Origin of the sequence: Azospirillum sp. B506 (genome assembly GCF_000333595.1) — a bacterium.
GTDB lineage: Bacteria > Pseudomonadota > Alphaproteobacteria > Azospirillales > Azospirillaceae > Azospirillum.
This window is the reverse complement of record NZ_BADK01000714.1, coordinates 1-10,065: the sequence shown is the minus strand read 5'-3', so window position 1 is coordinate 10,065 and position 10,065 is coordinate 1. Positions and strand designations below refer to the sequence as shown.

Sequence of the window (10,065 nt, the reverse complement as noted above, 5' to 3'; positions counted from 1 at the left end):
AGAGTGGCGAGCCCCGCCGCCTCGACGCGCTGGCCTCCGACCTGAAGCGGGTTTTCGGCACCGCCGGCCAGGCCTTCGAGAAGCAGAAGGAAACCCGCGCCCTGACCGGCCCGGTCGCCCTGTTCGACACCGTGATGGAACTGGGCCGCCGCGGCATGACCATCCAGCGCTACAAGGGCCTGGGCGAGATGAACCCGGACCAGTTGTGGGAGACCACGCTGGACCCGGCCAAGCGCTCGCTGCTGCAGGTCCGCGTCAGCCACGCCGATCAGGCGGAGGAGGTCTTCTCCACCCTGATGGGCGACGTCGTCGAACCGCGCCGCGAGTTCATCCAGGACAACGCGCTCAAGGTGTCGAACCTGGACGTGTGATGCCGGTGCTGGTGTTCGTTTAAGCAAAAGATGAGAAACCGGATCCTAAGTTTGAGACACTTTTAACCGTTGTCTCACGGGAGGCGGCGGGGTTCCTCTCCGGACCCTGAGAGCAAGCAAAGAGGGCGGGGCCAAGATGGCCCCGTCCTTTCTGTTTGCGCTGCCGGTCCATCACCGCCTTCGAGCGGGGGAGCGGCACCCCCGGATGTCAGTCCTTGGGTCGCCACCGTCGGCAATGTGCTGGGACCGGCGGTGAACCGGTTGCCGGCCGCTCCTTGGTCCACTTACCAAGCCATGGATTTGCTCCATCGCCGGGCAAACCAGGGGGAATATGGTTGACCGTTGGGTTAGCCTGACGGTTGACAGGTCGTGGCGTTCGGTAACATACCGTCCATGGGATTTGCTTAAGGAGAGGCCACGATGTCCGCCACCGCGTCAGGCACCGCTTCACCGGTCCTGCTCGTCCGCGAGGGAGCCGTGACCTGGATCCGGTTGAACCGTCCGGACGTGCTGAACGCGCTCGACGAACCGACTGCCGCAGCCTTTCTCGATGCCTGCCGCGGCGTGGCTGAGGAAGACGGGGCAGGGCCGACGCGGGTGCTGGTGATCGGCGGCAACGGGCGTGGCTTCATGGCCGGCGGCGATGTCGGCCGATTCAATGACGATCCGGCGGCCGCCCCCGGCATTGCCGGTGCCATCATCTCCCATCTGCATGAGGCATTGCGAATTCTCGACCGTCTGGACCTGCCGGTGCTGGCCTCCGTCCATGGGCCGGTGGCGGGAGCCGGGATGAGTCTCGCCAGCGCGGCCGACCTGTGCATCGCCGCCGACGATGCCAAATTCACCATGGCTTACGCCCGCATCGGCGCCACGCCGGACGGCTCCGGCAGCTTCCACCTGCCGCGCCTTGTCGGTCTGCGCCGCGCCATGGAACTGGCGATGCTGTCCGATGTCATCGACGCGGCGGAGGCCCTGCGGATCGGACTGGTCAACCGGGTGGTGCCGGCGGCATCGCTGGTGGAGGAGACTGCGGCTCTGGCGCAACGGCTGGCCGCGGGGCCGACCGTCGCCTATGCCGGCATCCGCCATCTGATGCGGCAGTCCTTCGACCGGACGCTGGACCAGCAGCTGGACGCCGAGCGCGACCACTTCCTCGCCACTGCGACCACCGACGATTTCCGCGAAGGAATCAGTGCCTTCGTTGCCAAGCGCCGGCCAGCCTTCACCGGCCGCTGAGCGTTTCCAGGATATGGACGCCAACCATGTGGAAGGACATCGTCGGAATCTTGCGCACGTTCATCGATGCGGACGTTCCCTCTAAGGAATGGCGGATTCGTCGGGAAGACGAGCATAAAATTCCACTGCGGATTTTCATTGAACGATCAATCAAAATAAAATCTCCGCCCGGGTGCGGCCAATTGCACATCTGCACCATCAAAATGCAGGTTTCGTGAACGCAGCTATCGACCGCGGCCCTTGTCTCGGGGCAATCTACGGCCCGATTGACTTCACCCTGGTCCGTTGCGTTCCGGAAGCCTTGCCCATGACGACGATCCTGCCCACGCCCACCGTTTCGTCTTCGACGGCGACTGGACAGGTGCGACTGACGGTGCGCGGCCTGCGCAAGGTCTTCGCCGACGATCCTCGCCCGGCGCTGGAGATGCTGCGCCGCGGTGCGACCAAGGCGGAGGTTCTGCAACGGCTGAACGTCAATGTCGGCGTGGCAGAGGCCAGCTTCGACATCCGAGCCGGCGAGATCTTCGTCATCATGGGGCTGTCCGGCTCGGGCAAATCGACCATCGTCCGGTTGCTGAACCGCCTGATCGAACCATCGGAAGGGCAGATCCTGCTTGACGGCCGCGACCTGACCGCCCTGCGGTATGGCGATCTTGTCGAGGTGCTGCGGCGGGACATGAGCATGGTCTTCCAGTCCTTCGCCCTGCTGCCCAATCGCACGGCCCTGGAAAATGCGGCCTTCGGGCTGGAGGTCGCCGGGGTGAAGCGGGCGGACCGGCGCAAGGCGGCGTTGGCGGCGCTGGAGCGGGTGGGGCTGGCGGACCATGCAGACCACTATCCGGACGAGCTGTCGGGCGGCATGCAGCAGCGCGTGGGGCTCGCCCGCGCGCTGGCCAAAAATCCGACGATCATGCTGATGGACGAGGCGTTCTCGGCGCTCGATCCGCTGATCCGCAGCGACATGCAGGACGAGCTTCTGCGGCTTCAGCGAGAGGAGGCCCGCACCATCGTCTTCATCTCCCACGATGCGGAGGAGGCGATGCGGATCGCCGACCGCATTGCCGTGATGGAGGATGGCCGCATCGCCCAGATCGGGACCCCGGCGGAAATCCTGCGCGCCCCGGCCGACGAGTATGTCCGCGCCTTCTTCCGCGGCGTCGATGCCTCGCGCGTTCTGCGCGCCCGCGATCTTGCCCGTCCACCCGACGATGGAAATCCGGGGGAGCCTGGACGCTTCCGCTATCGCACCGACACGGCCGGCCATTTCCGCGGCGTGCTGGCCGGCGACGGCACGTCGGCCCTGTTCGGGCTGGAGCCGGTGGCGGCAGACACGCCGATCCTGGCTCTGCTTGGCCGGGTCGCCGCCGCTCCCTGTCCGTTGCCGGTGGTGGAGGCGGACGGCCGATTCCTTGGCGTGATTTCCCGAGCGGTGCTGCTGGCGGCTCTCGACCGTGGAGAGGATGCGCGACGCGAGGTGCGGCATGGCTGACATTGCGTCGTTCGACATCGAGTGGCTGAACGAGACCATCGGCGGCGGCATCGCCCGTGGGTCAGAATGGCTGGTGACGACCATCCTCGATCACGGCCAGCCGGCGCTGACGCTGATCGCCGCGACGGTCGATGGGCTTGGCGAGGCGCTGGACGGGCTGCTGCTGGGGGTGCCGCCCTGGTTGCTGGCGCTGTTGCTGTCGGCGGTCGCGCTGTGGCGGGTCGGGCGCGGCTTCGCGCTGTTCACCCTGCTGTCACTGGGCGGCATCTATGTGATGGGGCTGTGGGAGCCGACGGTTTCCACGCTCGGGCTTGTGCTTGCCTCCACCGTGCTCAGCCTGATCGGCGGGGTGCCGCTCGGCATCTGGATGGCGCGCAGCAAGATCGCCGACGGGGTGGGAAAGACTCTGCTCGATCTGATGCAGACGATGCCGGCCTTCGTCTATCTGATTCCGGCGGTGCTGTTCTTCGGTTTGGGCCGGGTGCCTGGCATCATTGCCACCGTGGTGTTCGCCATGCCGCCGGCGGTGCGACTGACGGCGCTCGGCATCCGGCAGGTTCCGGCGGAACTGGTGGAGGCCGGCCGCGCCTTCGGCTGCCGCGACCACCAGCTGCTGTTCAAGATCCAGCTTCCCAACGCCCTGCCGTCGATCATGGCCGGGGTGAACCAGACCATGATGATGGCTCTGTCAATGATCGTGGTTGCCTCGATGATCGGCGCCGGCGGTCTGGGCAACGTGGTGCTGCAGGGCATCCAGCGCCTCGACATCGGCCTGGGCGTGCAGAGCGGGCTGGCCGTGGTGCTGCTGGCCGTCGTGCTCGACCGCATCACGCAGAGTTTCGGTCGCGGTGTTGGCCGGGGCGGACGCCGCCGGGCGACCGCCGGAACGGCCCGGCGGCGCTGGTGGCGGCGGTGAGGTCAGGCGTTCAGTTCGGAATCGAGATAGCCGAGCGCCACAGCGCGTGCGGCGCTGCCGTCGATGGCGCCGGTCAGGGCGAAGCGCAGCCACAGCCCGTCGATCATCGCCGCCAGTCCGACGGCCACCCGCTGCGCCCGCTCCGGCGGCAGCAGCGGGCGCAGCGCGTGCAGCAGGTTGGAGTGCAGCCGGCGGGCATTGATCCGCTGCAGCCTGGACAGCGCCGGATTGTGCGGCGCCTGCGCCCAGAATCCCAGCCACGCCGCGACCACCCGCGGCTCGAACTGGCCGGGGGCGAAGTTGCAGTCGACGATGGCCTCAAGCCGGGCGCGCGGCGAATCGGCGGTCGCCAGCCGCTGTGTGGCGTCGTCGCGCAGCTGTTGCAGCATGCTGCGCATGGTGGCGGCCAGCAGCTCGTCCTTGCCGCCGAAATAGTGATGGATGATGCCGGGCGATACGCCGGCCCCGCGGCTGATCGTCTGGACCGTGGTGTCGGCCAATCCATGTTCGCCCATCGAGGTGATGGTGGCGTCGATCAACTGGCGGCGGCGGATCGGTTCCATTCCGACTTTGGGCATGGGGCTGGCGCTCTCCTGTCCTTTTCCGCCAAGGCGGACCGCAACCGGGACCTTGGCTTGTGCCGCAACAAATGCGCCATTTTCGCCGGTCCGTCGACGGTGAAAACAGCAGTTCCCGCAAACTGGACAAACAAGAACGAGGAGTTGACGACATGAACGGATGGAAAGCCCTGGCCAACGGATTTGCGGGCGCCGGAATCGCCGCGGTGATGGCGCTGGGGGCCGGCGGAGCGCTGGCCGCCGAACCGGCCGCCTGCAAGACGGTGCGCTTCGGCGACGTCGGCTGGACCGACATCGCGGCGACGACGGCGCTCGCCTCCGTCACGCTGGATGCGCTGGGCTACAAGCCGACCACCACCATGTCGTCGGTGCCGCTGGTCTACACCGGCCTGAAGACCAAGTCGCTGGATGTCTTTCTCGGCAACTGGATGCCGACGATGGAACCCTTCGTGAAGCCGGTGCTGGAGGACGGTTCGGTCGAAGTGACGCGCGTCAATCTGGAAGGCGCCAAATACACGCTGGCGGTGCCGAAATACGCCGCCGATGCCGGGTTGAAGACCTTTGCCGACATCGCGAAGTTCAAGGACAAGCTCAGCGGCAAGATTTACGGCATCGAAGCCGGCAACGACGGCAACCTGATCATTGACAAGATGCTGAAGGCCGATGCCTTCGGCCTGAAGGACTTCAAGCTGGTCGAATCCAGCGAGGCCGGCATGCTGGCCGAGGTGAAGCGGGCGACGCGCAACAAGGGCTGGGTGGTGTTCCTGGGGTGGGAGCCGCACCCGATGAACAAGAGCTTCGAGCTGACCTACCTGGAAGGCGGCGATGACTGGTTCGGCCCCAACCTGGGCGGTGCCACCGTCTCCACCAACGTGCGCAAGGGCTATGCCGCCGAATGCCCGAATGTGGGCAGGCTGCTTGCCAACCTGTCTTTCACACTGGCGATGGAAAATGCCGTGATGGACGACATCATGAACGGCAACAAGAAGCCCGATGCCGCCGCCAAGGCCTGGCTGAAGAAGAATCCGGATGTGCTGAAGGGCTGGCTGTCCGGCGTCACAACCATCGATGGCAAGGATGGGCTGGCCGCCGTTCAGGCCAAGCTTGGCGTCGCAGCCAAGTCGTAATCCGTCGCCGGACCGGCCGGACGGGGCGATCTTTCGCCCTATTCGGCCTGTCCCATTCACGCCCGGCGCTTTATCCCTTTGCCCCCGCTCATTACTCTGTTAAGGCCCATTGTGTCCAGAGTGCGGAGCGTTCGTGGCGGATCGCACAACACCTCATTGCCAATGCCAACCCCGCCCCCGGCATGATTTCCGGGTGCTCGGCGCACGCGGTGGTATGGCGGGGCCGGCATGAGAATCCGCTCGCGCATTGCCATCGTCGGGGGCGTCCCGGTGGTGATTGCCGCGGTCATCGCGGTTTCCGGCTGGCTGCTGCTGGCCCGCAGCGAGCGGGTTTACGAGTCGGCGGTACTCGCCGGTTCGGTCTATCGCGACGTGCTGGCGGCGACGGCCGCCCGCATCGACTATCTTCAGGTCGCGCCCATCGACCGGGCGGGCCGGGCGGAGCGTTTTGAAACGATGTCGGACTCGGCTGCGGCCGAGTTGCGCCGGCTCGGCAGCGACGGGTCGACCAGCGCCCACCGGCCGGAGGTGGAGCGCGCGACCGTCGTTCTGGCCCGTTATGTCGACCAGATGCGCAGCTTCATCCAGGTGACGGCGGCGAACGATTCCGCCATTGCCGATATGGGTGTCCATGCCGGCACCTTGATGGCGCTGACCGACCGTGCGCGCGAACGGCAGCACGCCGCCAATGTGGATTCCCTCGGGTCGCTGACCGAGGCCGACCAGCGCCTGCGTGACAGCCGTGACGTGGTCGATGGCGCCCATGAACTCCGCGAAGCGATGCTGGATTTACAACGTGCAGAGGCCCAGCACGTCGCCGCCCTTGGCTTCGGGACCGGTCTGTTCGGCGGCGGACGGCCCCCGACTCCGGCCGATTTCCGCATTGCGATCGACAGGCTGACGGCAACCGCCGGCCGGTTGCAGGCGGGCTTGGGGCGGACAGACCCTTTGGTCGACCGCTATCCGGCGGAACAGGCCGCGGCCCGCTATGCCGCAGCTGTCGTCGCGCTGCAAGGGGCAGTCGGAGAACTGCGCGCAGCGCAGGCCGAACGCGACGAGGTGCTCAACCGCTTCGAGACCGCCGTCCGGGCGGCGGCCGGGCTTGAGGACAGGGGTGGTGGATCCTACAACTCCGACGGACAACCCACCGCCGGTCCCCTGGGCGAGAGGCTGGTTGCGGAGCAGGTCGTCCGGACGTTGCCCGTGGTCCGGGCGCTGGTGCTGACCGGAGCGCTGGATCGCCAGCCCGATGTCACCTTCCTGTCCTCGTTCCTGCCGTCAGTGCGTCCGGCGCTGGAGGCACTGTATCGGGTTCAGGTGCGCGTGGCGGAATCCCGGCGGGCGTTGGACGCGGCGCAACGCGCCGGAGCCGAGGCAGCATCGGCGATCGAGGCGCTGACCGCCCGCATTCTGACCGTGAAGTCAACCGGATACACCGCGATCCAGGACGAGGTGGTGCAGCTGATCGCCTACGCCATCCAGGCCAACGACACCGAGCAGGAAACGCAGAATGTCGCCATCGTTGCCCTGCGCCTGGGCCGGCGAGCGGCATATGCGATGGCCGTGCGTGACGCGGAGGAGGCCGACCGCATTGTTGCCGATGCCGGTGCCCTGATGGAGACGGTGAGTGGCCTTCCGATGTCGCCGCTGCTGCAGGACGAGGTTCTGTCGGCTATCCGCAATTGGCGCGACAGCCTGCGCCGCACCTCCGAAGGGCTGCGCCGTCTCAACCAGCTTCTGATCGCCATGGACCGCGATGCCGGCTCCCTGGTCGAGACCGCCCGGCAACTCGATGAAACCTTCCGTGACGAGGCTGCGCGCATCGGCGATCTGCTGACCCGAATCCTGGTCATCGGCGCGACCATCGGCCTGCTGCTGGGCGCGGGCGCCGCGGCGTTGTTCGCCCGGTCGATCAGCCGGCCGGTGATGCGCCTCCAGCAGCAAATGACCCGGTGGGCCGAGGATCCGCTGGCCGGTCCCATCGACGGCACCCGTCGTCAGGACGAATTCGGCGCGATGGCACGCGCCGCCGCCTTTTTCATCCGCGAGATCGGCTTGCGCGAGCAGGCAGCCCGACAGGCGAAGGACCGCGCGGACCGCGCACTGGAAGACCTGCGGCTCACCCAGGCCGACCTGATCCAGGCTGAAAAAATGGCGTCGCTGGGCGGCCTGGTCGCCGGAGTGGCGCACGAGATCAACACCCCGCTCGGCAACGCCCTGATGGGAGCCACCCATCTGCAGGACCGTCTGGCAATCATCGGGCGGTTGGCGGGCGAGGGCAATCTGCGCCGCAGCGACTTTGCCGAGTTCCAGGACATGGCGGACGAGCTTTCCCGGCTGATGGTGCTGAATCTCCGGCAGGCCGCCGATCTGGTGCAGAGCTTCAAACAGGTGGCCGCCGATCAGACCAGCGGCGAGGAGCGGCTCTTCCCGCTGAAGCCCTATCTGGAAGATCTGGCGGTCAGCCTCAGTCCATCCTGGCGGCGGGCGGGTCACAGCCTGCAGGTGGAATGCCCGGACTTCATCGAGATCGATGGCTATCCCGGTGTGCTGGCGCAGATCCTGACAAATCTGGTTATGAACTCCCTCACCCATGCCTATCGCGACGGGCAACAGGGGCATCTGTCGATTTCCGCCGCCGCCCTGGGACCGGACATGGTGACACTGATCTATACCGACGATGGCAAGGGAATCGCGCCGGACGACCTTGGGCGGGTATTCGACCCGTTTTTCACGACCAAACGCGGTTCAGGGAGCACCGGACTCGGCCTTCACATTGTCTATAACCTCGTCGTGAACCGGCTCGGTGGCAAGGTCGCGGTGGATAACCGTCCCGATGGCGGTGTGCGATTCACCATTCGCTTTCCACGTCGATTTGCCACTGATAACATCCCCTCGGCGACCAAAGTTCCATCTCCGCAGGAGCAGTGAATGCCTTTGCCGCTAAAGACATTGACTCAGGCTGTTGCAAAGGGGGTTGCCCTCTTCGTCGGGCTTGCCGGCCTGCCGGATGTGGCATTGGCGGAGAAGTCCCTCGTTTACTGCACGGAAGGAAATCCGCAGAGTTTCAATGCGCAGTTTTCGACCTCCGGCACAACGGTGAACGCGGTAATGCCGATTTTCAACAATCTGGTTGAAATAGGACCGGACGGGCAGCTTTTGTACAGCGGTCTTGCGGAATCCTACACTGTTTCGTCAAACGGGCTGGTTTACGATTTCCACCTCCGCCGGAATGTGCAGTTCCAGTCCAATGAACTCTTCACTCCGAGCCGGCCGCTCAATGCCGACGACGTCCTGTTCACCTTCGAGCGCCAGTGGAAGGCCGACCATCCCTATCACAATGTCGGGCCGGCAACCTATGATTACTTCAGGGACCTGGGCCTTTCCACCTTGTTGAAATCGGTTGAGAAGCTGGACGATTATACCGTCCGAATCACCCTGGATCAGCCGGAATCTCCCTTTCTGGCCGATCTGGCGATGCCGTTCCTGTCGATCCAGTCCGCCGAGTATGCCGATACCCTGTTGAAGGCCGGCCAGCCGAATATGATCGACGAAAAGCCGATCGGCACGGGTCCCTTCCGCTTGGTCTCGTACCACAAAGATGTCGCGATCCGCTACAAGGCCTTCGAAGGCTACTGGCGTGGGCGGCAGCCGCTGGATACTCTGATCTATTCGATCACGCCGAACATCGCGGTGCGCCTGAACAAGCTGCGTTCCGGCGAATGCCATGTGATGATTTTCCCCAACCCAGCCGAATTGGGAAGCATAGAGAAAGACCCGAATCTCGTGCTGGAACAGCAGGATGGGCGGAATATCGCCTATATGGCGTTCAACACCCTCAAAGCACCGTTGAGCGACGCCAGGGTGAGACGGGCGATCACGCTGGCGATCGACAAGCGCACCCTGGTCGATGCGGTCTATCAGAATGGCGGAATGCCGGCCAAGAACCCGATCCCACCGGGCATGTGGTCCTACGACGACAGCATCGAGGATTATCCCTTCGATCCCGTCGAAGCCCGCAACCTGCTCGTCGAAGCCGGCTATCCCGAAGGCTTTTCTCTCGACCTCTGGTACCCGCCGGTGACGCGCCCCTACCTGCCCAATGGCAAGCGCGCGGCCGAGATGATCCAGGAGAACCTGGAGCGTATCGGGATCAAGCTCACCTTGAAGACCGAGAGCTGGGGCAATTACCGCCGGCAGGTGACGCAGGGCGAACAGGACATGGTGATCTACGGTTGGACCGGTGACAACGGCGACCCTGACAATTTCCTGTATTTCCTGCTGAATTGCGGTGCGGTGCGTCCCGGTGGCGCAAACATCGCGAGATGGTGCAATCCTGAGTTCGAAG

At 65.3% G+C, this 10,065-nt stretch carries 7 protein-coding genes and 1 pseudogene; 7 read left to right on the top strand and 1 reads right to left on the bottom strand.

Going from position 1 to position 10,065, the window contains the following annotated elements; translation table 11 throughout:
* From I71_RS21320 to I71_RS21305, 4 genes and pseudogenes are all read left to right on the top strand, one after another.
* Nucleotides 1–371: pseudogene (locus I71_RS21320) on the top strand (DNA gyrase subunit B); the annotation flags it as partial.
* A 420-nt stretch (nucleotides 372–791) separates the two neighbouring features.
* Nucleotides 792–1,607: an enoyl-CoA hydratase/isomerase family protein gene (locus tag I71_RS21315; protein ID WP_042697790.1), complete on the top strand. Its 816-nt coding sequence runs from the start codon at nucleotides 792–794 to the stop codon at nucleotides 1,605–1,607.
* A gap of 307 nt (nucleotides 1,608–1,914) precedes the next feature.
* Nucleotides 1,915–3,096, top strand: coding sequence for a glycine betaine/L-proline ABC transporter ATP-binding protein (locus I71_RS21310; protein ID WP_042697787.1), 1,182 nt, complete (start codon nucleotides 1,915–1,917; stop codon nucleotides 3,094–3,096).
* Nucleotides 3,089–4,012, top strand: coding sequence for a proline/glycine betaine ABC transporter permease (locus I71_RS21305; protein WP_042697784.1), 924 nt, complete (start codon nucleotides 3,089–3,091; stop codon nucleotides 4,010–4,012). Before I71_RS21310 ends, I71_RS21305 begins: the two co-directional genes overlap by 8 nt.
* Before the next feature lie 2 nt (nucleotides 4,013–4,014).
* Here the strand turns inward: I71_RS21305 and betI are convergent, their stop codons facing one another.
* Nucleotides 4,015–4,590, bottom strand: a complete 576-nt coding sequence (gene betI / locus I71_RS21300; RefSeq protein WP_042697781.1) for a transcriptional regulator BetI — start codon at nucleotides 4,588–4,590, stop codon at nucleotides 4,015–4,017.
* A 152-nt stretch (nucleotides 4,591–4,742) separates the two neighbouring features.
* Between betI and I71_RS21295 the strand changes: the two genes are divergently transcribed.
* The 3 genes from I71_RS21295 to I71_RS21285 form a co-directional block, all read left to right on the top strand.
* Nucleotides 4,743–5,717: a choline ABC transporter substrate-binding protein gene (locus tag I71_RS21295; protein ID WP_042697776.1), complete on the top strand. Its 975-nt coding sequence runs from the start codon at nucleotides 4,743–4,745 to the stop codon at nucleotides 5,715–5,717.
* 228 nt (nucleotides 5,718–5,945) lie between these two features.
* Nucleotides 5,946–8,648, top strand: a complete 2,703-nt coding sequence (locus I71_RS21290; RefSeq protein ID WP_049976228.1) for a HAMP domain-containing sensor histidine kinase — start codon at nucleotides 5,946–5,948, stop codon at nucleotides 8,646–8,648.
* Nucleotides 8,649–10,065, top strand: a 1,417-nt coding sequence (locus I71_RS21285) for an ABC transporter substrate-binding protein (protein ID WP_049976229.1), incomplete at its 3' end; no start/stop codon positions are given.